The sequence below is a fragment of the Pajaroellobacter abortibovis genome (assembly GCF_001931505.1).
GTDB classification, from domain to species: Bacteria; Myxococcota_A; Polyangia; order Polyangiales; family Polyangiaceae; genus Pajaroellobacter; species Pajaroellobacter abortibovis.
Genome location: NZ_CP016908.1, coordinates 218419 through 242871, shown reverse-complemented (window position 1 = coordinate 242871; position 24453 = coordinate 218419). Strand labels below are relative to the sequence as shown.

Below are 24453 nucleotides of genomic sequence, written 5' to 3'. Positions count from 1 at the left end.
TTAAGCGCCCTCCTCCAACACTTCTACGTATTTGGCTCGCGCTGACTCCAATAGAAGACGGCTCTTTTCAAGATCAAATTTAGGATCACACACTTCAATCGAAAGAAAAAACTTATGGCTAGTCGCAGCTAAAAACCGCTCCGATTCAAAAATGGGATGGTAATGTCGAGGGAGCCGATTCAAATAGAACATCCCGAATACTGCACCAAAGGCAGAGAATAGAATTGTGAATTCAAAGCAAACTGGAACCATCGTAGGGATAGAAGCAGGAGGTTTACCCCCTACTATGAGCGGATAATCAATCCCGTTTGTCCACCAAATCAAAAGGGCCGCACTCAAGCATCCAGTCAACCCTGCAGCTAAGACAATCCATCCGAGCTTGGAATCAGAAAGCCCCATTGCAGCATCCATCCCATGAACAGGGAAAGGGGTATGGATATCCCAATTCTGATAACCTGCAGTTTTGACTTTCTCAGCAGCATGTACAATATCTTCCGCCGTATCAAATTCTGCCAACAGAAGAGCAGGCTTCTTCGGCGCGTTGGCAGCTGTTCGAGGAGCAGGTGACTGAGCAAGTTCAAGTGAGGGTTCCATCACTTTGCTCCTTCAGGAGTGAGAGTGTCAGAAAGAGTACCTTGCACGTGTTCTTTTTCCACTTCAGCTTCTTTATAATGAGGATCCGCTTCCGGAAGAATCCCTTTCACTTCCGCCATCGCAACCATCGGGACCCAGCGCATAAAGAGCAAGAAAAGCGTGAAGAAGAGACCAATTGTCCCCAAGAACGTCGAGATATCAAACCAGGTGGGATGAAACATACCCCACGAAGACGGAATAAAGTCTCGGTGAAGAGATGTGACAATGATGACAAATCGCTCAAACCACATTCCGATGTTGATCATAATTGAAATGATAAACATAAAAGGGATGCTGGTTCGGATTTTTTTGAACCAGAAGAACTGAGGAGAAATCACGTTGCAGCTGATCATCGTCCAATATGCCCAAGCGTAGGGACCAAACGCGCGATTGATAAATGTATACCGCTCATAGGGATTCCCGGAATACCATGCGGTGAAGAATTCCATTCCGTAGGCATAGCCGACCAGGTTGCCTGTCACGAGCATGATCTTGTTCATCAGTTCGAGATGCGTCATCGTGACGATATGATGCAATTTGAATACCGAGCGGGCAATCAAAAGCACAGTCATAACCATAGCAAATCCAGAAAACACCGCTCCAGCAACAAAGTAGGGGGGGAAAATCGTGGTATGCCACCCTGGCTCCACAGAGGTGGCGAAGTCAAAGCTAACGACCGAGTGCACTGAAAGCACAAGAGGAGTTGAAAGCCCTGCCAGAATCAGATAAGCGCGCTCATAGTTCTGCCAATGGCGATTTGAGCCTCGCCAGCCTAACGCGAGAGCACCATAGATTTTTTGCCTTAACGGGGTAATCGAGCGATCTCGGATCGTTGCCAGATCAGGAATAAGTCCTATGTACCAAAACATCAAAGAGACCGTGAAATACGTTCCTACCGCAAACACGTCCCAGAGAAGAGGGCTCTTAAAATTGGGCCAAATATACATCTGATTGGGGAGCGGAAACACGTAGTAGAGGACCCATATGCGACCGACGTGTATCGCTGGATAGATCAACGCTGAGATAACGGCAAAAATAGTCATGGCCTCAGCAAATCGGTTGATCGCGGTGCGCCATTTTTGGCGAAACAAAAACAAAACTGCTGAAATCAGCGTTCCGGCATGGCCAATACCAACCCACCAAACGAAATTCGTGATGTCCCACGCCCAATAGACGGGAGAGTTATTCCCCCAAACACCGATCCCTTGCCAAAACAACCAGCTAATCGTCAAAAGGAAAATCCCAACGAGAGAAAGGGAACAGAAGAATAATATCCACCACCCTCGAGGAGCCTTACGTTCGGTAACACTGCTCACCAGAGAAGTAACCGTTTCTAAATTAACACCAACTCCAACCAGGGGCTTTTCTCCAATTTCTTTAATGGGCTTGTGATAACTCATCCCTTCACCTCGGGATTGGGATTACGGACTTTTGCAAGGTAGGAAGTACGTGGCCTCGTCCCTATTTCTGCAAGCAGTTCATAGCGTCGATCGACCTTTCGAAGGGCAGCGACACGGCTATTCGGATCGTTCAAATCACCGAACACAATCGCCTCGGTAGGACAACTCTGAGCACATGCAGGAGTAATCGCACCATCGCGGATGGGATGCTCTTCTTCTTTCGCTTCAATCTTGGCCACCTGAATGCGTTGCACACAATACGTGCATTTCTCCATCACCCCACGGATACGAACAGTCACATTGGGGTTGCGGGCCATCTGGATAGTTTCCGGCGCATGCGGAGACTTCCAAAATTCTTCTTCAAAATTCAAATAATTGAATCGGCGAACTTTGTAGGGGCAGTTGTTGGCACAATACCGTGTTCCGATACAGCGATTGTACACCATATCGTTGAGCCCTTCTGGGCTGTGCACCGTCGCATTGACCGGACACACGTTCTCACAAGGTGCATCTTCACACTGAACACACGCAAGAGGTTGATATGCTACTTGAGGACTCTCCTCATCCCCAAGGAAATACCGATCCACTCTGATCCAGTGGAGAATACGCCCCTTATCCACCTGCTCCTTTCCCACCACAGCAATATTGTTTTCTGCCTGACACGCAACGACACAAGCATTGCAGCCAGTACAGGCAGTCAAGTCAATACTCATGCCCCACTTATACCCTTCATATTTCACAGGTTCCCAAAGCGGGAGCGCTCGAGGAGGAGGGGCCTGAAAGAAAGGGAAATGTGGCGATTTCTTGTACTCTTCATAATTCGCTTCACGGGCAACCGGGCGTCCTTCCATCGAATCATGCGTCTGCGTTTGGACAAAATGATGGCGCGCACCAACCTCTTTGCTCACACGAACGCCAACAATTCGATAGAAATCCGATGCGCTACGAAGAGGATAGACATCGAAACCAATTCCATTTCCAACGCGACCCGCTCGGGTCCTACCCCATCCCAGGTGGAGCACAATCACATGCTCTGCAATCCCTGGTAGGATCCACGCTCCAACCGTAATTTCCCTCTCTCCTGCTTGGAGGCGCAGCTTATCCCCATTGCGCACATTTAACACATCTGCTGTCTTTTTACTGAGAAGAGCGGCGTTATCCCAAACCAACTTCGTGAGCGGATCAGGCAGTTCCGCAAGCCATGCATTATTCGCATAGCGACCGTCCATCATCTTAGGGCACGGGATAAATACAACTTCCAATTTGCTCGAGCTAGGCAAAACCTCTGCCTTCCACGCAGCAAGCTGCTGTTGAACTGCACCCCACTGAAGCTCGAGATCTCCAAGGGGAGGAAGCGCAGTGCCTGAGGCAACGCCATCGCGCAGCAATCGCGCCCAACTCCAATGTTGAGAACCCAATACAGAGGCTCTCGCCATTTCATCCCATGTCGCCCGGACAAGCTTATAACCATCTTTCTCAGGAATCTCCAACCATTCGGCAAGCAATTCAATCTCGCTGTGGCTCTGGTAGAGAGGAGCAATCAGAGGTTGCTGAACTGCAAGCGTACCGTCCTCACTTCTGCAATCACCCCACGCTTCCAAAGCATGGGACCGAGGCAAGTGCCAAAGACATCTTTCCGAAGTCTCATCGTAATGAGAAGAGAGGTGAACCGAATACGCGACAGAAGAAAGCGCATCACCAAATCGCAGATCTGCTGGAGCATCATATACCGGATTCCCGCCCATGATCACGAGCGCATCAACCTGCCCACCACGCATCGCTTCAACAAGCGTTTTAAGACTTTGCACGGAAGCGATATCTACATTCGCTTCGCTCCATTTTTCAATGGGCTCGGTATATTCGATACCATTTCCCACATTAGCTAGACCTTGATTGATTGCATGCACAAGCGCGTGAACAAGAGGAGATTGACGCCACCCCGCCACCACAATCCCTTTTCCGCGATGACGGACCAGCTCTTGAGCCACCACCGAAATTTGGAAAGCACTCATATGAGAAACATCTTTTTCCTTTAACGAAGAGGAGAGATCTCCGAAATCAACGCCATGTTTCTCAGCAAGCTCCTTAGCAAGCGCAATCACCCATCCCTCTATCTGAGAAGGGGCCACTTGAACTCGGTGATCTGCATTGGTCCCTGTTAGCGTAAAAGCGGACTCAATCACATAAAGTCGACTCATCGGATCGCCCGCCTGACGGAGACGGCGACCATTTGCAAACCGGCGCGCTGCTAACGTGCTAGCCCCTTCTGTCTGGAGAAAATCCGAATCAACCGACACGACAACCGAAGCGTAATCATATCGCGCGTGCACTTGCACAGGTCGGCCAAATGCAAGCTTCCCACCTTCCCAGGCGTTAAATCGGTCGATCGGCTCATAAGAATGCATAACAGCATTGGGGAAACGCTGTTTCACAAGCGCTTGCAAACGAATCAATGTTGGGGAACTTGCAGGCTGGAACAGGAAACGGAGCTTGGCCCCCCCATCTTTGACCCACAAAGGGATCCATTTTTGAAGGTCTGCATCGAATGCACTCCATATAGTCACTGCTCCTCGATGTCGAGGCGCTTCAGACCGATCCGGGTCATACAAATCGAGCACAGAAGCCTGCGCGTGAAGACTAGCTGCCCCAAGACTGGCCGGATGATCTGGATTTCCTTCTACTTTCGTCGGTCGCCCCTCATGTGACTCCACCACGAGACCAAGAACTTCCCCTCGACAGGCATAAGCCGTCGCATAACGGGCAGGGACGCCAGGGATTACCTGCTCTGGCATCTTGGTATAAGGAACGATCCTTTGGATAGGGCGACGGCATCCTGCAGCCCCAGCAAGGGCAGCGATCGATCCCATCACTTCTAAAAACCCACGCCTCCCCATCTTGCCAGGCAGCTGCTCTGATTTAAATTCAACCGCACGCTCTCCTTCCAAGGCAGGATCATGCAGCCGCTCTTTTTCCTCAAGGCTCCTCCAATAAAGAGGAGTTTCCTTACTAATAGACTCAAACAAATAAGGCATACGCTTCGTCATCGATGACACCCGGAACATTGCTGAGGAGGAGAGACAGGACGAACGGGAGGTGTAGGAGTCGACGGATTATGATGCCAATCCATCACAGTGATCTGATCGCGAGGGCGCAGGTGAGGACCAGGATCCCTATGACAATCGAGACACCAACCCATGCTGAGAGGCTGATCTTGGCGCACTACTTCCATCTGATCGATCCGACCGTGACAATCAGAGCAACCCACACCCGCTGTCACGTGAACGCTATGATCAAAATAGGCATGCTCGGGGAGCCGATGCACACGAATCCATTCAATCGGTTTCCCAGTCTCCCAACTCTCACGCACAAGCGCCAGTTTGTGAGAATCCGTCTTGATTGCGGCATGACAATTCATGCAAGTCTGCGTCGGAGGGATCATCGCCACAGCCGACTTTTCCGCATTTGCATGACAATACAAACAGTCGATCCCGAGTTCGCCTGCATGCAGACGATGGCTATAAGGGATAGGCTGCTTAGGGGCATATCCCACCTGCGTGTGCTTTGGTGAACAATAGTACCAAATCACCCAGATGATACTGAGCCCTCCCAGAACAAGAACAAGCATCCCAACAAAGGGGAGGCGATTGATAGACCGAGAAAAGATTTGCATCGTGCGCGGTACTTTCGCTTAAACCCCTTATGTGATTTTGTAGGTGCTTATTAAGAAAAATATAGTGCGTCTCGAATGGGGCCGTTTTAAATGAAAAACCTCTTCAATGCAAAAAAAAAAGGAAGCAAGAAGAACAATTTTTTCCATTCTTCCTTCATCCTGACAATTAGTGAAGGCACCATCGCCCCCCATCAATTCTTCTTTTCTAAACCAGTTGCTACAATCAAGGTACCCGGTTGGATTTTCAACATCTTTTCATAGATACCTCGCATTTTCTCTGGCCCTGGCCATGAGAATACCACTCGCTCACAAAGCTCCTCAAATGACATCCCACCTTCTCTTTGGTTTAGTTCCTCGTGGAGCATACATATTTTTTAGACACATCGAAACTTCTGACCCCTATCTAACGCCTCTAAATCGCCATCAATCAACTAATGCGTTTGAACGATGGGAAGCTCTACACTCTTTCCAATTGGCGATGAGAAAAACTGATTATCCATTCCAAGCAAACTGAGAAAAGGAGTTCGTTCCTCCAATAGCTTCCGGACCTCCTCTCGCAATCTTTTATTGTTTACATAGAACACTTCGAACCGAAAGAGCAAAGTTTTTGCATTAGCTTAGCAATTTTGTCGGGGTCTTGCACAGTCCGCGGCATATTCCAAGACTAAAAAAAATCTGGATCAACCTCCCCGCAAGCCCCTGCGACACCCGTTTTGTCATCCTGGCTCACATGGTCCCAGTGAATCGTGATCAGCTTGTTCCATTTATCTTCACCTAAATCTGAGAATTGCTTCGCATCATTGAAATCGAGATTAGGTAGGCCTTTTCTCTGATGCCACAATTGTCCATCCAAACAATTTCCGCGTGTGCAGATGTTGCAGGATTAGAGATTTTTTTCGGTTCGCATTTAATTACCTATAACCTCATTATTTTCCATGCCCATAAATTTACAAATGCTGAATTCATCCACATTAGCAGAAATTGAAATCCCAAAACAAGACCAAAGGCACCCATGATCCTTCTGATTTTTCCTTTCATTACTCTCTTTCCTTAAGGCTGTTTGCGAGATACATGTAATCTTAGGGTGCGCAAGTCGCGAAGTGAAAAAAATGCAAAAAAGACCCCCCCCGAATGCGAAGAGGTCATCCCACAAAATAAGAAAGAGGCAAGGCTAACTTTTTTCCAGCCGCGAAAATCCATTGTATGGATTGTAATCGTATTGATTGTACTATACTAAAAGAATTCTTGTTTTGTTGCTAGAGCGATTACCGTATTGTACAAACTTTTCTTTAGGAGAATCAAAAAGCCTACCTAAATTCATGAAATTCATTTCTCCTTTTTTCTATCTCCATAGGATGGGATACCCCTTTCGTTTTTTCTGCATGTCGTTTCCGAGCCTCTACAAACTTAGGATTGCGCGGAGATGTGTTAGGTCTAATCTCCTCCTCCCTTTCTTGCATTTCTTCCAATGAAGAACTTTGCTTGAAGGGATTCTCCTTGAAACCTTTTATCTTATCTTTCCTTTTTTCTTAGGGGAAATGATGTCTACCTTACTCAGTCCACAAATCACAATTTTCCGTGTAGACTACCTTCAATTCCTTACATACGGGCTCCGAGATAATGCATGCACCAGGTTGATAAGCGATCATCTGATTCAGAAACTGTGGATGCTTCGAGAACGACCAACTCCACTTGTTCCACAATTCTTTAAAGAAAAGTTCTTCCTGCCTCCCTTCTGCAGTTAAGACCCGCACTCGTGTAGCATCCCCCACTTTTTCTTTGTACTCTCCCTCTACACCTGTCACCAGGACATATTTAAAAGTGAACTTTGGAGCCTTTATAGGAATTTCATAACCGTAATTGACTTTCACTGGTTTGAAGTCAAATGTAAAGCCACCCAAACAGAACTTCCCTGCAGGGGTGTAGCAATTCCCTTTCGCTTTAACAAACACTTCTTCTTCCTCATATTTATCTAGAATGAGCAGCAGAACAGGACGATTCATCTGCATAGCCACACGCAACATGCGCCACGCTTCCTCCTTGTCCTCGACACGCCATGGCAGGTAATAGGGATTCAAGTCCAGATCAAAATCAAAATAAAATTTTTGGTGGTCATTGTTGTGTTTTACGTTGAGATTCATAAACCAAGCCAGTTGGTTAGACCGCATTGTTCGAAAAGAGGAGAGAAATACATCAAGCTTGGTCTCTTTCGTGAATCCTAAACTCTGTCCTAATCTATCGAGATGCCTCTCATCGAATCCGCTTTCCCACTCATATGACCACTCCACATTGCCTGGCTGGATCGGATTAGGCTTTTCACCGCTCCACGGGATCAATCTGTCGTACTGCACTGCAAACATAGACAAGAACTGGTCCGGGAATCTCTGCTGCTCCTTCGGCATCTCACGCGAGCCAGTCTTTTCAACGAACGGATACTTTTCCCACACCAATCGCTCCAACCGCTCTCGAAGCTCTTGGGCCGACGCAGAAGAGAGAAATCCAGGGATAACTTGAAGAGACTGAACAACACTTAGTCCTACAACCGTTTTATTCCAGGTTAAGCGCTTCATAAGTCACCTCGTTTCTATAAGGAAGAACAAGAAGATAGAAAGGCTTCACCCAGATCAGGAAATCCTCAATGGATAAGAATCAATTCACTCTCTATCTCCTCTAGATGTTTAACAATTGCACTCAGCTAATTGTTTCAAAGTATCGTTGATGCTTCCGAAACGAAGCAAGCGTTTTTATTGCTCATCAACTAAGTAAATGATCGTAGGTTCGCATCCCTCATACTCACAAATTGCTTGAGTCACGACACTTTCACGTCGGCCAATTTAGAGTATACCCCATGTGTTGTTTTTATGAAAAATCTGATTCCTGTCAGTTTTTTGTTCTTATCTTGAAGCGTATCAGCCTCTAGTTCTAAGGACTCTTGCGTATGGTCATCTTTATTTTATTCATACGGACATACGCTGTCTTAAGCCACGTTTTCTTTTCTTCTCCACACATATGCAATAATCATACCGTAAAAGATATTTTTTGAAGAAAGTGCGTGCTCGTCAGGGTTACTCCACCAATCAGGAGATTCGAATTTTATACTTTGTTCCGCATCTAACCGGAGCAGCATAACAGAAGGCCGATTCTCCTCAATATTTTGAATTAACCTTGCTTTGAACCGCTTTTTATCTTTTTCATTATCATCAAAATGATGCTATTTATAACACCGCTTAGGACACCATTACTTGCTTGTGTGTTTATCCATCCACTTTACGGCTTGATCCAGTGCAAACTCTAAACGGACAGCCTCATTTTCTGTTTGAAGCGCATTATCAACTGGAAGCGCTTCATCATCTTTAGCAAATCGAGGCTAAATGTTTAGTTAACCATACGATGTACCTATTTGGAATGCCTGTTCCATTCGAGTGACCTCACGCGGCTCTCACCCAAGTTCACCGACCTGGAAAGGGTCGGGAACTGCATTAGCTCTCGCTTTTTTATTTTTACTCTGTTTTTTCCTGTTCCCATCTTCTTGCTCTTGTTCCCTCTCAATAATTATTCTCTCCTGATTTAAAGCCATTGTAACCAAAGCGTGCTCGCTTATTCCTTTCAAAGATGCAGTTTCACTAAGCTGAGGGCATGATATCTGCAGTCTGTTGAAAGTTACTCTCATGTTTGCTTGTATTCCAATCACCAAGCTACTGGCATGCAGAGGCAATGCCTCCCCCTACAGATATCTGGAGGAGGCTTGGAATGCCCCCCCACCAGCACCCTTCTCCAGACAACATGCAGATTCATCATACACCTCAGTCCATCAACGTGTTGACTGTTCCACTAAGAAAAGAGAATCCAGACCAAGAAAGCATCGTAGAATTTGAACTTAAGAAAAAAGCGGGAAGCCACTCAACTCCCTTTCGTCCCTACCTCACTAAGGTGCACTTCCCCTGCCTTAAAGCGGATACGATTTCCATTCCGAAGAAGGACTTGGAGGCACCCCTCGTCATCTATCCCCATCACCTCCCCCTCCCCATATTTACTCGAGACATAACGGCCTTTTAAAGCATCTACTTGTTTTAATCGTTCAAGAAGATGATAGCCTAGGCCTTCATGAACTACAGGGAGTACATCTTCTTCCATTCCAGCGAGAATGTCAACGAGCAGCCGCGAGCGAGAAATGGGATGAGCGGCAAAAGAGACTAGTGAGGTCACCCGATCGGCGAATTCTTCCGGAAAAGAACGAACAGAGACGTTGATCCCTATTCCGATGATTACAGCGCGCTCCCCCTCTGAAGAAGCAGGAGAAGACTCCACAAGCACCCCAGCTACTTTCTTCCCTTCCAGCCAGATGTCATTGGGCCATTTAATTTGCAAGCGCGCGGGGATGATTCTCAGCTCAAGAGCGTGGTGCACCACAAGGCCTGTAGCCAATGCTAAAAGAGGGAGGTTCGAGATAGGGGCCAGGACACGCAGCAAGACGGAAAATGTAAGCCCCTCCCCCAGAGGACAAAACCATTGGCGCCCCTGTCGTCCACGCCCTTGGCGCTGAAATTCAGCCACCCAAACGGCTCCGTGTGAGACTCCAGCCTTGGCCCCCGCTTTCCCTTTATCATTGGTAGAGGTCGTTTCGTGAAGCCAAAAAAGCGGGGAGCCCAAAGAGAGCCCTCTCCTTGCGATCTCCTGTTGAGCCTGCTGCCACTCCCGTTCTACAGCTTCGGGTAATCGTCTAAGAGAAATCAAAATCGAGCCCCACATCGATAGCAGGTGCGGAGTGAGTCAATGCCCCCACCGAAATCACATCGACCCCTATGCGAGCCAATTCCGAAACACTTTCCAGAGTCACCCCCCCCGAAACTTCCACACAAGCGCGTTTCTGAACCATCCGAATCCCCTCCGCGATCTGAACGGAATCCATGTTATCCAACAGTAGTACATCCGCTCCTGCTCCCAAAGCCTCCTCAATTTGATCGAGCCGATCAAGTTCGCATGCGATGTGACAAAGATGAGGGGCCCCTCGCTTTGCGCGTTCAACAGCTTGACGAATCCCTCCACAAGCAGCAATGTGATTGTCTTTGATCAGCACGCCTGCAGTGAGATTATCCCGATGATTATATCCCCCTCCTACCCGTACTGCATATCGCTCGAGCAGACGGAAACCAGGCGTGGTCTTTCGGGTATCCGCGATCCGAGTGGGAGATCCAGAGGGCAAGGCATCGACATACGTGCGGGTTAGAGTTGCAATCCCCATCAGCCGCTGCACGAAATTGAGTAAGACCCGTTCGGCCATCAACAAAGAACAGGCACGCCCGCGAAGGGACCACAGAATGGATCCAGCAGAGGCCTTCACCCCCTCTTCTTGATAGGATTTCACCTCAAATTCAGGATCGATTCGCCGACAGATAGACCTGACCAAAAAACCGCCGCACACCACCGCCTGCTGCCTGGTACAGATTGATCCAACCGCAATGACATCGGCTGGGACACAAGCCATAGTGGTGATATCCCCCCCTTGCATATCTTCGCGAAGAGCTAATTCAAGTAGATCTCGATAGAGAGATTCAGGGGGAGATAAAACCATAAAACCAATTGCTCCTTTTTTTGATTTCACCATTTTTGAGAGATCCAGCCTCGCGCTACAGCTAGACATCTCAACCTCGGATCGGGATTCACAACAACCGGAAACTTAACCTGTTCCAACAGGGGGAGATCCGTAAGAGAATCACTGTAGAATGTCGACTCAGAAAGGGAAAAATTCAACCGTTTTGCGAGATGGAGGCTCTTGGTCACCTTTCCCATCCCGAAACAGAGCGGTTCAAGAAAACGGCCGGTGAAACAGCCATCTTGATCGACTTCAAGCTCGCTCGTCACTACATAAGGGATCCTCAAAAAGTGCGCGAGCGGTCGAACCCAATAGGGGTGGGAACTCGTTACAATAGCCAATAGATCCCCCTGCTCTTGATGACGGGCAACTGCTTTTTTTCCTTCTTCAGAAATATGAAGCTTCACAACGCGGTCGAACCAATCCTCGCAATATCGAGCAAACACGCTCTCCCGAACCCCCCGAAGGGAACTGGCCGCTTTCTGAGCGACCTGCTCCATATCCAAAACGCCAAAGGTATAACGGGCGATCCAATAAAAGCTCTGCACTACGTCTCTCCAACTTGCTCGCCCTTCTTGAAACTGAGAACGGACGTAGAGGGTCATCGTGTGCTTGCGCAGGAGCGTACGATCCATGTCAAATAGAGCAGCCCGACGATTCACAGCGTTTTATCCTCTTGTTGCATTCTCTCCTCCGTTTTTGGTTTCTTGCGCAAGCCCTCAGTATAATCCGTATCCACGACCAAGCATATCAGAATAACAATTACAGGCTGCATGAAGCCAGACAGCAGCTCCGATCCCTCCAAGGCGTGCACGCAACCAACCGAAAAGGAGAGAGGGAAAAAAAACAGCCAAACGTTCAGGGAAAGGGATGGCGACCACATGAGCAACCGCAAACATCACACTCGTCACCCAAATAGATGGCCCCACTTTTGCGCATCCGACAGACCAGCAAGGGGACCATACCTGTTCGAGCCGCGATTGAACGTATCCCCGATAAAAAGCCTCTTCTGGAAAGGCGACAAGAATCAATTGGCTCGCTAACAGTTCAGCACATTCCAAGGGGGGGGCTGAGAACACAAAGGTATTCTCCACACGCCACCAAACGCGCCAACCGATCATAAAAGGACCAGCGATCACAAGCATCCAACCAAGCGCCCAGACAATCGAACGGAACAAAGCAGCCCCTAAACTCCACATCTCGAGCGGAGCAGAAAGAGCCATCCCCCCCACCTGAAGCCCTGCTTGACGCACCACCTCATCTTCCTTCCGCCACACATGCCACCAAGTCGCTGCGAGGAAAAGAATAGCTACCGCCAGGGTGGCGTGCGAAGCGGGGAGCCAATGGATCATCAAAGCGGATAGCGCGGTGACAGCGCTCACGGTCATCACGACTTCCATAAGAATAGGATTTCGTACGAGATAGTGCTTCATATTTTCGATCACATCCAATAAGCTCACCCTAATTTTTTTACTACTTTTTTCTACCTCTTCTCTTGCCTCTCTTTAAAAAAGGCAAGAGAATGCCCCAGTTCTTAAAAAATTCCGATGCATTCGATCCGCCTTCAAGGAGCTCACACCCATAACCTCCAGCATCTTAACCTCGAACTCCACCCAGGAGAATGGATCGCTTTAACAGGACCGAGCGGATCGGGAAAATCGTCATTGGCTCTGGATACATTGTATGCGGAGGGGCAACGCCGCTATGTAGAGAGCTTCAGCCCTTATGCTCGGCAATTTTTGGAAAGGCCTGCACGCCCCCCTATGGATAAGCTTGATCCCGTTGCTGCCGCCGTTGCTGTCGATCGACGGGCTCTGATTAAATCGAGTCGATCCACGTTAGCCACCTTGACAGATCTCGAGCCTTACCTAGCAGCCCTTTTCGCCTGTGAAGCCATCCCAACCTGCCCCGACTGCAAAATTGCTGCGCATGTCGCGCAAGCAGCCAACACCGCAGAACGGTTGCTCCACAGCCACAAGGGGAAACCTGTTCTCATCAGCTATCCGGTTTCGATTGAGACCCCAGAGCACTTTCTCACTTTACGCGAACGCTTCCTTCAGGAAGGGTACCACCGGATCTTTTTAGGGGAAAGCATCCGCGACATAGACACCGTCTGTCCGAGCGAGGTGATTCCTTACGGGAACATAGAAGTGATCATCGACCGGTTAGTCCTCTGCTACGAAGAGCAATCGCGCTTGCAAGAAGCCATTGCAACCGCTTGGGACCTAACAGAACGGGAGATTTATTTTCGAACGACTCCATCCCCTTCTATTCAAACGTTTTCAGAGCCCCCTCTAATTCTCACACACGGTTTGATCTGCCCTAGTTGCAACCGCGTATTCAAACCCGCTCAACCTTCCTTTTTTTCGTACAATTCACCGCTTGGAGCCTGCACCAAATGTCGGGGATTCGGGTATATGCTTGACATAGACTGGGACAAAGTGATCCCAGACCCGCGCAAAAGTTTGGTCCAAGGAGCAATCCGTCCCTGGACGGGACCCAGCGCAAAAGGAGAACGAGCAGCGCTTAAAGAATTTGCGCTGAGGCAAACAATTCCTTTGGATACCCCTTGGGAAAGGCTCAGTCCAGAACACCGAACGCTACTCCTCGAAGGGGAACCCAAAGAAGAGCGAAAAGAGAGGAAAAAGGATTGGTTTCCAGGGGTTCGACGCTGGTTCCAATGGCTTGAATCGCGAACTTATAAGATGCACGTTCGCGTTTTTCTTTCCCGTTATCGAAAACAATTCCCCTGCCCTACCTGTCAAGGGCAGCGGCTCAATCCGACTGCGCTTGCCTATCGAATTGCTGGCCTCAACATCGCCGAGTGGCATGCGCTCACTGTCACCCAGGCTAAAGATCGAGCAGCAACATTTGCCCCTTCTCAGCCGCAAGGGGAGCATGCACTCAGAGGGTTACAGAATCGACTCAAATACCTGCATCAAGTAGGACTTGGCTATCTAACCCTCAATCGACAAGCTAAAACGTTGAGTGGAGGAGAAGCACAGCGAGCCAGCCTTACCACAGCACTGGGTACAGCGCTGACTGGAACCCTTTTCGTTTTAGACGAGCCGACGATTGGCCTTCATCCAACGGACGTCCCCCCCCTCACCCAGGCTCTTCGAGAGTTAGCACAGAGGGGGAACATTGTATTGACCGTCGAACATGAAGAGAACCTGATACGCCATTCCAGCAGAGTGATCGAGCTGGGACCTGCCGCAGGTACTCAAGGAGGTAGACTTTTGTTCGATGGCCCCCCTGATGCCCTGGCAAACCATCTCGAAACAGCAACAGGGCGAGCCTGGAGCAGACCCCGTTCCTTCCGGGTCCCACGCCCCACCCATCAATGGCTCACACTGAAGAAAGTACAGGGACACAATCTTCAAGGGATAGATGTTTCGATCCCTCTTGGCAACGTTTGCGCCATCTGTGGACCAAGCGGGTCAGGGAAATCGACCCTTGCTGTAGAAACCCTCTATTCAGCGATCGCACGAGAACTCGGAGACACATCCATCCTCAAACCGAGCACTTATGACAGCATAGAAGGATTGCAATCAATCGCACGGGTTGTATTGGTCGATCAATCTCCCCTGGGCAGAACGACCCGAGGGAACGCTGCCACCTACACCAAAGCTTGGGATTTTTTCCGCAAGCATTTCGCCGCAGAACCCGCTTCCGTCCGAGCAGGATTGACCCCAAGCCATTTTTCATTCAATGTGGCTCACGGGCGATGCGAAAACTGTAAAGGAGAAGGCTATGAGCGCGTCGAAATGCAATTTCTCGCGGACGTATCCTTTCTCTGTCCAGTATGCCAAGGGAAACGATTTAAAGAAGAGATCCTAGAAATTCGTTACCGGGAGAAGACGATCGACGATGTCCTCCGGATGACTATTGACGAAGCGCTCGCTCATTTCGATCCTCCTCATGCTCATGACCCCGCCCTGCACCGGACGCTGACTCCTATCCACCAAGTCGGACTGGGATATCTCCAGCTCGGCCAGCCACTCTCCTCTCTTTCAGGTGGAGAAGCACAGCGCCTTAAATTGGCGCGAGCCTTGACCGAAAAACCCCACGGGGTGATGTTCATCATCGACGAGCCAAGTGCGGGCTTGCACTCCGAAGACATACGCCCCGTCCTCGAAGCCATCCACATCCTTGTAGAAGAAGGAGGACACGTTGTTCTCATAGAACATGACCTAGATATACTCGCAAATGCTGACTGGTTGATTGAACTGGGCCCTGGGGCTGGTCCAGACGGGGGCCACATCGTCGTTTCGGGCCCTCCAAGTCGGATCGCAAAACAGAGCACCAAAACAGGCCAAGCCCTCCAAGCTTGGTGTCACTCCAAGCAATTCTCCCCTTCCGCCGCACTTTCACCAATACACAAAGAGACACCTGTGCTTTCGATCGTGCGCGCACGCGAGCACAATTTAAAAGAAGTTTCATGTGACATTCCACATGGTCAACTCTGCGTGATCACTGGACCAAGCGGCTCAGGTAAGTCCTCATTGGCTTTTCATGTCATTTTTGCAGAAGGACAACGGCGGTTTATGGAAACCTTGACCCCCTATGCCCGCCAATTTCTCCCCACTTTACCGAGAGCCAATGTGGATGAAGTGAGCGGAATCCCCCCTTGTATTGCACTTGAGCAGAGGCTCCACGGAGCTGGCGCTCATTCCACGGTAGCCACAGTCACTGAGCTTGCCCATTATCTCCGTCTTCTTTTTGCAAAAGTAGGGGAGAGACACTGCCCCCAGTGTGACGCAAAAATTGCCTCTTCGTCGGCAGATGAGCTCTTTTATCAGCTGCACAGCCGACGCGATACCCATCGCAAAACCCTCTATGCTCCTGCGGTGACGGGGAGAAAAGGGATTTATCTTGATCTGTTCACCAATGCCGCACGGACAGGGATCAAAACAGCACGGGTGGATGGAGTGATCATCGGGATCGATCCGCCCCCTTCTTTAAAGCGCTCTCAAGTCCACGATATCGACCTGATCGTATTCTATGGAACACTGCAGCAACTCGATCGCAAAACTTTGGATCAAGCGCTGGCTTGGGGGAATGGGATGGTCCGGCTGGCCGATGGAGAACCCCGCACGATTTCCAAGGAGCGAGAAGAAATCCTGTCAACCACCCGCGCGTGTACACAATGTGGCACAGGCGTTCCTGAACTGGATCCCAGATGGTTTTCATTCAATACAGTGCAAGGGCAGTGCGAAATTTGCCAGGGGACCGGCTCAACGAGCGAGAAGGACATCCTCTTGACATCTCCTCGCAAGCGATGCTCAGCCTGTGGGGGGAGTAGGCTAAGCCCCGTTGCGAGACGTGTTCGGTTAGGGCAGGAGACCTACGCGGAGTTCACTTCACGCCCTGCAGAAAGCGCCCTCCAACAAGCGAAAACATGGAAGTTTCTAGGCCAGGAGGCCGAGATTGCAACTGCACCTTGGAATGAGCTGATCCGCCGTCTTTCCTTTGTGGTCGATATCGGACTCGGCTATCTCGCATTGGATCGACCCGCATCCACCTTATCCGGTGGAGAGATGCAACGCCTGCGACTGAGCGCTCAACTGGGGAGCGGTCTAACAGGAACTCTTTATATTTTAGACGAACCCACCATCGGCCTCCATCCCAAAGACACTTCTCGTTTGCTCAACAATTTACGCAAACTCGTAGATACAGGCTCAACAGTCATCGTCGTTGAACACGACGCTGAGACCATCCGGGCAGCAGATTATGTACTCGATCTAGGACCAAATGGAGGACGCAACGGGGGACGCATCATGGCGTCAGGACCGTCAGAGGACGTTCTCTCGCACCCGGATTCCCCTACCGGACAAGCTCTTAAAGTCCACATTTCAATTCGCGATCCCCACCCAGAACCACCAAGTCAATGGATTGAGCTCACAAAAGCACGTGCAAACAACCTACGAGCAGTCGACTTCCGAATTCCTGTCCAGAGGATGACCGTCGTATGCGGAGTCAGCGGTTCAGGGAAAAGCACCCTTGTCAACCATGTGTTCTATCCCGCTTTACGACGCTCGTTAGGCCTGGTCGCACAAGAACCAGGCCCTTTTCACACCCTCAAAGGTTCAGAAGCGATCCGCCGCACCCTTGCCGTTGATCAATCACCAATCGGCCGTTCCCCCCGCTCAACTCCAGCTACTTTTTTAGGAGTATGGGATCATATCCGAACACTCTTCGCATCCCTACCCACATCCAAAGTGCGAGGCTATACAGCTGCCCGCTTCTCTTTCAATACTGCTAAAGGAGGTCAGTGCCCCACCTGTCAAGGACAGGGTACATTGGTCACAGAAATGACTTTCTTACCACCCGTTCTCTCGCCCTGTGAGGCGTGCCGAGGCGATCGCTTTGAATCTGCCACTTTGGACATTCGCTACGCTGGCAAACACCTCGGAGAGGTGCTCCGCCTTTCTGCTGCTGAAGCAGCCGAACTCTTCTCTGCCCACACCAAGATCGTCAAGCCGCTTCAAACCCTCTGCGATCTTGGGATCGGATACCTCCAGCTCGGGCAAGGATCGCACACACTATCGGGAGGGGAAGCCCAACGCCTCAAATTAGCGGCAGAACTGACAGCTGGCATCGCGCATGAGCCAACGCTCTATGTCCTCGATGAGCCGACCACTGGACTCCATATCCAAGACGTACACCAATTAATCACAGTCTTCGATCGGCTCGTGCAACGAGGGGATACATTGGTCATCATCGAACACCATCCCGATCTGATTACCCGCGCCGACTGGGTGATCGAACTCGGACCCGAGGCAGGAAAGGATGGAGGGACCATCGTTTTTCAGGGAAAATCCGCTCAGTTGTATGCTCAACCAACCGCTACAGGTCAATGGCTCGCCCATCACATGCCCCCCTTTCCCCATCCTTAAAACACTTCATCTCATCAGATCTCATGCAAAGGAAGCCCTTTGGTCATTTCTCGACATCGCTCCATGCACTCAGGACCGTAAGCACATTGGGTTGCACAATCCTCTGCCGCAGCCTTATCCTTTCTGCACGCGAGGTCTCGTTCACAGCGAAGCGGATCTTTGGATGCACTCGACTGCATTGTAGAACAAGAGCCTGCTCCAAGGAGCATACCCACCCTAATCAAGATCGCAATCCCTAACTGCCATTTACACCGTTTTCCGTCCATACCCCACCTCATTCACCGTTCATAGGGCTGATCTCGGTATTCCCCTTCTCTATTGACGCGCTGATGGATACAATCGAACCGCTTACGGCAAAACTTCTGACAATTGTATAGCGTATCTTTGTAATTGGGAGCACAATAGACGTCCATCTAAGCCACCATCAGTATAAGCACCGTGCGACCCATGTCCCCCTTTATTGATCCAATAGACCAGGCTTAGGAGGGACTGTCTCCACATAGGAAGGGCGACGTGCCATACACCGGTCCAAAACCGGCTGAAGCGCTTTCATAGCCGCAGGAAGATGGGGGCTATCCATAACTCTAACCCCAAAACGGCTCCAGTCGACCCCCCGACTCGAGAGACTCAACCAAACCATCATCGCTCTCCCGCGAATGTGAGAGTAAGGGACTCCTCCTCCTTTCTCCCCCCACCACCGTCTTGAATCCTGACTGTTGTTGCGGTTATCCCCCATGACCCAAACCTCTTCTGGTTTTGCGAGGTAAGGTCCTTGTACCTGTCCACGAACAACCCCCATCCGATCGTAAAACGTCAGGAAAGCCACTCCCTCCAGAAATTCAACATACAATTCTCCTTCGTGTTTGACAGGAGAAAAACGAGATTCAAGATATGAATACGTTCCCACCTTACACGACGGGACTTGCCACCCATTGATCCAGGGATGCCCTTCCCTCACTTCAAGAACATCCCCCGGAATGGTCATAACCCGCTTAATAAAGTCTTGTTCGGGGTGTTCCGGAAAAGCGAACACGATCACATCACCTCGCTTGGGAGGCAAATGGGGCCACAAACGAGTCTGCACCCAGGGAATCGCAGGACCATAGCTGAATTTATTAACAAAGATATGATCCCCCACTTGAAGGGTAGGGATCATAGAGCCACTGGGTATTTTAAAAGCCTCTACCAAAAAAGTACGAAGGAGCAACGCCATCCCTACAGCCATTAAAATGGACTCAAGATACTCGCGCACCATACTCTTTTTCCAAGGGGACAGGATCCTGTCCACATCCTGTTCAGCCTGATGAAGGGCTTCCACCAACTCATACTCATCCAACGGAACTCGTTCCATCGCATGAAACAACTGCTGTATACTCCTCTGAACCTGCTGATGCTCATGAGCAGCAAGGCGCCTCTCAACATCGCGCTGGTGGTTGAGAAAGATGGAATCCACCTTTTCTTGCAAACCTTGAGCTCGTTCAAACAGTGGACAGAGACGCCTAGGGATATTGTGAGGCAAAGACGGATACAGCCCTGACGCCCAAGGAAGGTGATAACGCATGGACCAGAAGATCATGTCAAAGAGAGTAAAACAGATGATTCCAATTGGCACAGGCTGTTCACACACCCACTCTTCAAACCAACCCCCTTTCACCACCAAGGAAGAAGATGGATCCGGGATAATTCCCCATACGCAAAAGACGGCAAGAGCAGCCGGAAGAATAAAAAACCAAAGACTCCAATACACACCTCGCAACAGCCAATTCCAAAAAGAAGTCGGAGAGGTTATCCTCTGGTCACGCCCTCCTCTTTTTTTTTGATGCAGATCGACATCTGCTCTCTCCTTAACAACATAATTCATGATAATTCCTCGATACAATGCACATCCAAGAACACACAGATTAGCAACCCCCTCATCACCTGCGCCCACGCTTTTCTCCCTTTTTACTCTCTATCCAAGTGAACAGACCCACCGAAGAGCCAAGAATGACCATACCTCAAAAAAAGAAAAACGAATACAAGAGGATATTATTCTCTTTGAAGGTAGGAGTGGGATTTACGTTGGGGTTAACCTATACCTCTATCGCCCTAGGGACTCCATCCTATTCCGACCACAACCCCTCCGAAGGGAACAATACCAACGAATCGTACAGAGAAGCGGGCCCAGTCGAATTTCAAGCCGACACATCCTTCGTCTCCGAAGAGCGCAGCAACGAAGAGATACTTTTCCTTTACAGCACCAGTGCGCTCTATGGCGTTACCTCGGGCATATGGATTGACACGATCGCCCCAATCCGAGACCCCGGACTCGCCATGTTGACTCCCATCGGACTTGGCATCCTGTTTCCCACAGCATTCTACCTGTGGGATTCACTGGATCCGTTTGCAAGGGGGGTCCCTTCATCCATAGGAACAGGCCTTCTGCTAGGAGCGGGAACCGCGATAGGCATTCTCATGACCCAATCACAACATGCAGGCTCCCGCTATCAACCATGGTCTATCTCAACTCAATTCACAGTAACCATGGCTTCAACAACAGTAGGAGGCATTGCAGGCTATGCCTTTGGACAAGCAACACATCCTTCTCCCGCTTCACTGACCTTCATTGGCAGCGGGGGAGGCTGGGGAGGCATCACGGGAGCTTTATTAGGGGCTGGCCTGACTTCCATCCAGGGAGATTGGAAAGAGGGAGCCACCCTCGGAGGACTCATTGGATACACAACAGGCTTCCTAACCACAGGAGCGCTCTCTTCCGTTTATAAACCCTCTCCTAGTGCTCAAAACTGGATGTGGATAGGATATGGAAGCGGCGCGCTAGCCACTTCATTTATCTACATTGTATACCTTTGCCAAGGTACGCACGCAGGATACGGACTTGTCACGAATGCAGCCGGCGGAATGGGCGGCCTTGTTCTTGCCAGCTTACTGACTTCTCACCTTCAAGAAACATCAAGTGCTCCCCCCCCCGTGCAAATCAGCAAGAAAAAGCTCCCTCTTGGGGTCGGGTTTCTTCCTGCCGGCAACGGAGGGGGATTATTCACACTTTCAGGAATCTTTTGATCCCTTCTTATCAACTACTTCTACTGAGTAGCAAATGGGGCTGCTGCCGAAGTTGGGGCTGCTGCCGAAGTTGGGGCTGCTGCCGAAGTTGCTGGAGCCGCAGCGGTATTGTTCTCTTGTCCCATGCTTTCATGAGAAGGCATAGATTCCATGGGAGGAGGCGTGATCGTCGTCACATCATTAACAGGAGGCCTTTCAGCACTACAAGCAGCCATCATCCCAACTATTGTAACTAAACCAAACTTAGAAAAACCTTGCATAGAATGCTCCTTTGAAAAAAATAACGACATTGATGAGGCTACTTTAGCTGTGGTAAAAGAAGTTCGTCAATCAATCAAAGCAAATCTTCTACTTTTTATATCTGTTGATTGGATCATCTTACTTTACTCTCGGTCATTTCCATTCTCTCTTTCGAAAAAAATTAAACCGAAAGCTTTCCTCAAGAAGTACCTTTTTTCTTTTTTTTATGAAGGTTTTTGACGTCCATGCCGATTCTTAAGTGATTCCCCTCACAGGGTAGTCCACAAAAACATGTACTTCACAAAGCAGTTACCACACCTGGCAATGCGGAGGGAAATGACATCTCTTTGCCGGACCACGGAATCGCTGAAGTCCACGCTCAAATGCTTTTTGACGGGCATGATTTTAACATCGAGGTAGTCGATAAACAGAAAGAAATCTGTATCAATGGCCATAAAAAGTACCGAGCCCGACTGATCCACGGCGATCGACTGATGGTAAGGGATGCTCATCTGCGGTTCAGCATGTTTGATGAACCTCCATGCGCAAGAGAATATCTGGATCCCCCTCCTCTCGACTCTTCTTCTGCTTGCTTCTACGCTTTTTGTCCAGCATTTCGAAGGCCTTCACAAACTACACGAGTTCAGCGAAAAATTGATGGTCACCAAGGGGCTTGATCCGCTGCTTGAAACCTTATTGGACTCCACCATTGAAGTGACTGGAGCAGAAAAAGGCTTTCTTCCGCTCTTGAACAACCCACTAGCATGTACAGCATCCCATTCAGCAGGAAAAGGGAAAAAACGTCCCATGATTATCTCCCGACACATCCGACAGCATACCGAGGCCGCTGATGACCAGACGATCTCCGATAGCATCGTCGCCAAAGTACTTCAAATAGGACGGCCGCTTATGGTGAGTGATACCATTAATGATGCACAATTCAATAAAAGCGAAAGCGTCGTAACGCTCAAACCCTCCAGCGTGATGTGCGCTTCGCTCATCGCCCAGGGGATGGTGATGGGGGCTCTCTACGTCGGCAACGATCGCATCAAGGTTTTTTTAAGAAAAACCAGTTAGACGTTTTATCTATTTTCGCAAGCCAAGCCTCCCCGATCTTGCAGAACGTATTACTCCTCTCCACATTGCAGACAGACAACAAAAAACTTAGTGCAGAACTCAAAGACAAAAGGCTTGGTGAAATTATTGTGGCTTGCCCCTCTATGGTAGAAGTGTTTCGCAAGCTCCAAAAAGTAGCTACAACCGATATCAGCGTTTTGATCACAGGAGAAACAGGGACCAGGAAAGAGATCATCGCGCGAGAAATCCACTGCCGCTCAGTGCGATCAAATAGGCCTTTTATAGCTGCCAATTGCGTAGCAATCCCTAAAAACCTCATTGAAAGTGAACCATTTGGTCATGTCAAAGGGGCTTTTACAGGCGCAACATCATCCCGAGCAGGCAAATTCCAAGAAGCGGATAAAGGGACTCTCTTTTTGGATGAAATCGGAGAGCCTCCATTCAATCTGCAAGTCAAACTCCTGCGTGCGCTACAGGAACGCACTGTCACACGCGTTGGAGATTCTAAACCACAAAAAGTGGTGAATATTCGTGCGATAGCAGCCACCCACCGGATCCTGGAAGACAAAATCCGCAACGGCCATTTTCGAGAAGATCTCTATTACCGACTGAACGTAGTCAACCTTTGGCTTCCACCCCTACGAGATCGCGAAGATGATGTTATCGTCATCGCCAAAATGCTTCTCAATCAATATGCCTCGGAATTTAATTCTCCCATCAAAGGCTTCAGCCCACAAGCACTGGCGCTGATTAAAAAACATTCCTGGCTTGGAAATATTCGTCAGCTTGAAAACAAAATTAAAAAAGCGGTTGTTCTCTGCGAAAAACCTCTATTAGGTCCAGAAGATCTCAATATCGAAGAAGAAAGAAAGACGGTGATCCTGACTCTTGAAAAAGCCAAAGAAGAGTTCCACCGCAAGTATGTCCTCAACGTTCTACAGCGCAATAACGAAAATCGAACCCAAACAGCGCGCGATCTAGGAATCGATCCTCGCACCATTTTTCGCTACCTCGAGCGGGAACCGACTGCTCATCTGAATCCAGGGAAAGAGCGGCTCCAAAGAGTACATCCACACGATCCCTTAACTCCTAAAAGAACCTCAACGAGCATTCACCATCACCCACCTATCACGACGGAGGAGAGAGAGTCGGAGTGGGTCTAACCCACTTTAATTTCAAACGAAATTGTGCAGCTTGCAGAAAAGAAAGCGCGACTTGATTAAAGCGAGCTTGCGAAAATTGATGCACCAGTTTTCTCCTCACTTCGTCATCAAAAGAAGGCGGATCGAGCGAAGAGAAGATCACTCGATAGAGCGTATTCAGATCTTCTTCCGAAGGATGAAGAAGATCGGTGAATGCACTGTTAACATATAAAAAAGCACGCGTGCGTCGCTCTATCAAAGCCCCTAGCTCTGATTCACCTAACCCTTCTTTCTCAGCCATTTTTAAGAGAGGGCCAATTCCACCGACCTGCTCGTAAAAGATAGTGCGAACATACTGAAGCATTGGCTTGAGCAAAGCTGGTTCCCTCGTCAGGATATCTTCTGCAAGAAAAGAAAAAATTTCTTCCGCCAAGTGCACCTCTAAAGCTATTTGGATGCTCCTGTCAGTAACCTCTCCCTCTTCAGGCGCTCCTTTTCTTCTACTGATTAAAGACTGAATCCGGGCCTCAAACGCAAGCATACGTTGGGTAATGAACCGGGGCTTCTCCACCCCTCCAAGTTCAGGCAGGTAAAAGCGGACAGCAACCTGATCCACCATTCTTTCTTCGACATGAAGAGAAGCAGCCTGTGCTGCACAGAGAGGTATCAAGGCTCCCCCTAGCCACCATGTCCTCCATCTCCACCGAAGCCAATAGCTCCTTCTATATGAAGAAAAAGC

At 49.4% G+C, this 24453-nt stretch carries 19 protein-coding genes and 1 pseudogene; 5 read left to right on the top strand and 15 right to left on the bottom strand.

What is annotated here, in order from left to right:
- The 10 genes from BCY86_RS01190 to mrtC form a co-directional block, all read right to left on the bottom strand.
- Positions 1 to 594, bottom strand: coding sequence for a DUF3341 domain-containing protein (locus tag BCY86_RS01190; protein ID WP_075276091.1), 594 nt, complete (start codon positions 592 to 594; stop codon positions 1 to 3).
- Positions 594 to 2033: an NrfD/PsrC family molybdoenzyme membrane anchor subunit gene (nrfD, locus tag BCY86_RS01185; protein WP_083604095.1), complete on the bottom strand. Its 1440-nt coding sequence runs from the start codon at positions 2031 to 2033 to the stop codon at positions 594 to 596. Before nrfD ends, BCY86_RS01190 begins: the two co-directional genes overlap by 1 nt.
- Positions 2030 to 5077: a 4Fe-4S dicluster domain-containing protein gene (locus BCY86_RS01180; protein ID WP_172824761.1), complete on the bottom strand. Its 3048-nt coding sequence runs from the start codon at positions 5075 to 5077 to the stop codon at positions 2030 to 2032. Before BCY86_RS01180 ends, nrfD begins: the two co-directional genes overlap by 4 nt.
- Entirely contained in the window at positions 5074 to 5703 is a 630-nt protein-coding gene (locus BCY86_RS01175; protein ID WP_075276089.1) for a cytochrome c3 family protein, read from the bottom strand. Before BCY86_RS01175 ends, BCY86_RS01180 begins: the two co-directional genes overlap by 4 nt.
- 1550 nt (positions 5704 to 7253) lie before the next feature.
- Positions 7254 to 8273: a hypothetical protein gene (locus BCY86_RS01170; RefSeq protein ID WP_075276088.1), complete on the bottom strand. Its 1020-nt coding sequence runs from the start codon at positions 8271 to 8273 to the stop codon at positions 7254 to 7256.
- Between the two features lie 869 nt (positions 8274 to 9142).
- Positions 9143 to 9394, bottom strand: coding sequence for a hypothetical protein (locus BCY86_RS01165; RefSeq protein ID WP_083604094.1), 252 nt, complete (start codon positions 9392 to 9394; stop codon positions 9143 to 9145).
- Positions 9395 to 9603: 209 nt separating this feature from the next.
- Positions 9604 to 10437: a biotin--[acetyl-CoA-carboxylase] ligase gene (locus tag BCY86_RS01160; protein ID WP_075276086.1), complete on the bottom strand. Its 834-nt coding sequence runs from the start codon at positions 10435 to 10437 to the stop codon at positions 9604 to 9606.
- The gene (nadC, locus tag BCY86_RS01155) at positions 10424 to 11308 is read right to left on the bottom strand and encodes a carboxylating nicotinate-nucleotide diphosphorylase (RefSeq protein ID WP_172824760.1); all 885 of its coding nucleotides are present in this window, start codon (positions 11306 to 11308) and stop codon (positions 10424 to 10426) included. Before nadC ends, BCY86_RS01160 begins: the two co-directional genes overlap by 14 nt.
- Complete coding sequence (locus tag BCY86_RS01150; RefSeq protein ID WP_075276085.1) at positions 11302 to 11958, bottom strand: HAD family hydrolase; 657 nt, start codon at positions 11956 to 11958, stop codon at positions 11302 to 11304. Before BCY86_RS01150 ends, nadC begins: the two co-directional genes overlap by 7 nt.
- A 57-nt stretch (positions 11959 to 12015) precedes the next feature.
- Positions 12016 to 12729 (bottom strand): myxosortase MrtC, encoded by a 714-nt coding sequence (gene mrtC / locus BCY86_RS01145; protein ID WP_156864972.1) that lies wholly within the window; start codon positions 12727 to 12729, stop codon positions 12016 to 12018.
- A gap of 114 nt (positions 12730 to 12843) precedes the next feature.
- On the opposite strand from mrtC, the gene uvrA reads away from it, so the two are divergent.
- The gene (gene uvrA / locus BCY86_RS01140) at positions 12844 to 18195 is read left to right on the top strand and encodes an excinuclease ABC subunit UvrA (protein ID WP_075276083.1); all 5352 of its coding nucleotides are present in this window, start codon (positions 12844 to 12846) and stop codon (positions 18193 to 18195) included.
- 14 nt (positions 18196 to 18209) lie between these two features.
- On the opposite strand, the gene BCY86_RS01135 is transcribed toward uvrA, so the two are convergent.
- Genes BCY86_RS01135 through lepB form a run of 3 tightly spaced genes read right to left on the bottom strand, consistent with a single transcriptional unit; the run spans position 18210 to position 20125 of the window.
- The gene (locus BCY86_RS01135) at positions 18210 to 18461 is read right to left on the bottom strand and encodes a hypothetical protein (RefSeq protein WP_075276082.1); all 252 of its coding nucleotides are present in this window, start codon (positions 18459 to 18461) and stop codon (positions 18210 to 18212) included.
- 12 nt (positions 18462 to 18473) lie between these two features.
- Positions 18474 to 18608 (bottom strand): hypothetical protein, encoded by a 135-nt coding sequence (locus tag BCY86_RS10440; protein ID WP_275935834.1) that lies wholly within the window; start codon positions 18606 to 18608, stop codon positions 18474 to 18476.
- A gap of 44 nt (positions 18609 to 18652) precedes the next feature.
- On the bottom strand, positions 18653 to 20125 hold the full coding sequence (gene lepB / locus BCY86_RS01130; protein WP_075276081.1) for a signal peptidase I: 1473 nt from the start codon (positions 20123 to 20125) through the stop codon (positions 18653 to 18655).
- 56 nt (positions 20126 to 20181) lie between these two features.
- Between lepB and BCY86_RS01125 the strand changes: the two genes are divergently transcribed.
- Positions 20182 to 21255: a hypothetical protein gene (locus tag BCY86_RS01125; protein WP_075276080.1), complete on the top strand. Its 1074-nt coding sequence runs from the start codon at positions 20182 to 20184 to the stop codon at positions 21253 to 21255.
- A 20-nt stretch (positions 21256 to 21275) separates the two neighbouring features.
- Here the strand turns inward: BCY86_RS01125 and BCY86_RS01120 are convergent, their stop codons facing one another.
- A complete protein-coding gene (locus BCY86_RS01120; protein ID WP_075276079.1) occupies positions 21276 to 21515 on the bottom strand; it encodes a hypothetical protein in 240 nt (79 codons plus the stop codon).
- 312 nt (positions 21516 to 21827) lie between these two features.
- Between BCY86_RS01120 and BCY86_RS10435 the strand changes: the two are divergent.
- From BCY86_RS10435 to BCY86_RS10230, 3 genes and pseudogenes are all read left to right on the top strand, one after another.
- Positions 21828 to 21980, top strand: a pseudogene (locus BCY86_RS10435) (FHA domain-containing protein); the annotation flags it as partial.
- Between the two features lie 46 nt (positions 21981 to 22026).
- Positions 22027 to 22572 (top strand): GAF domain-containing protein, encoded by a 546-nt coding sequence (locus tag BCY86_RS10235; protein ID WP_075276077.1) that lies wholly within the window; start codon positions 22027 to 22029, stop codon positions 22570 to 22572.
- A gap of 128 nt (positions 22573 to 22700) precedes the next feature.
- A complete protein-coding gene (locus tag BCY86_RS10230; RefSeq protein ID WP_245776239.1) occupies positions 22701 to 23735 on the top strand; it encodes a sigma-54 interaction domain-containing protein in 1035 nt (344 codons plus the stop codon).
- On the opposite strand, the gene BCY86_RS01100 is transcribed toward BCY86_RS10230, so the two are convergent.
- A complete protein-coding gene (locus BCY86_RS01100) occupies positions 23701 to 24384 on the bottom strand; it encodes a hypothetical protein (RefSeq protein WP_156864971.1) in 684 nt (227 codons plus the stop codon). The two genes, BCY86_RS10230 and BCY86_RS01100, sit on opposite strands and share 35 nt — an antisense overlap.
- Positions 24385 to 24453 lie beyond the last annotated feature (69 nt).